This window comes from Mycolicibacterium novocastrense (assembly GCF_001570485.1).
In the GTDB taxonomy this organism is placed as follows: domain Bacteria; phylum Actinomycetota; class Actinomycetes; order Mycobacteriales; family Mycobacteriaceae; genus Mycobacterium; species Mycobacterium novocastrense.
In genome coordinates this window covers 1-582 of the sequence record NZ_BCTA01000095.1, presented here as the reverse complement: position 1 = coordinate 582, position 582 = coordinate 1, and the positions used below count along the sequence as shown (strand labels likewise).

The window sequence follows — 582 nt, the reverse complement described above, 5'->3', positions numbered from 1 at the left end:
AGTCGACCGGGCGACCATCGAGGACCCGCACCCGACGCGCGTTGGCAGTCGCAAGCCATTGGTCGAGTTGACTGTTGAAATCCTGCGGTGAGACGAAGCTGCGGCCGGGCAGAAACGACGTCTCCAGATATCGGTTGGCTCGCTCGACCATGCCCTTGGATTCGGGGTCATAGGGTTTGAGTTGCACCAGCCGCGACCCCAGCGTGCCCATCAACGCCGTGACCGACTCAGTCAACCGGCCGCGCCGTCCGATCCCGGCCTCGTTGTCCCACCACAACTCGTGCGGTATCGCGGTGAAGTTCTGCGAAAGCAGCTGCCACATCCCGGCCACCAGGTCCATGGTTTGGCGTGAGGGCAGCATCACCGCGGCGATGAAGCGGGAGAACGCTGCCACCATCACCAGCACCGGCAGCATCGTCTCCTGGCCGAAACCGACCGCAATCTTGGGCGCCGGGAACCACAAGTCGCACTGCACCACCCGTCCCGGCGGATGCTCGAGGCGGTCGACCGGATCAGCCGGCAGGTACTCCGGGCGGATCGCCCGGACCCGCTCCCGGAACCAGGAGATCGAACCGGTCCACC

At 65.6% G+C, this 582-nt stretch carries 1 pseudogene; it reads right to left on the bottom strand.

The features are described from left to right. Window positions 1–582, bottom strand: a pseudogene (locus RMCN_RS28985) (DDE-type integrase/transposase/recombinase); the annotation flags it as partial.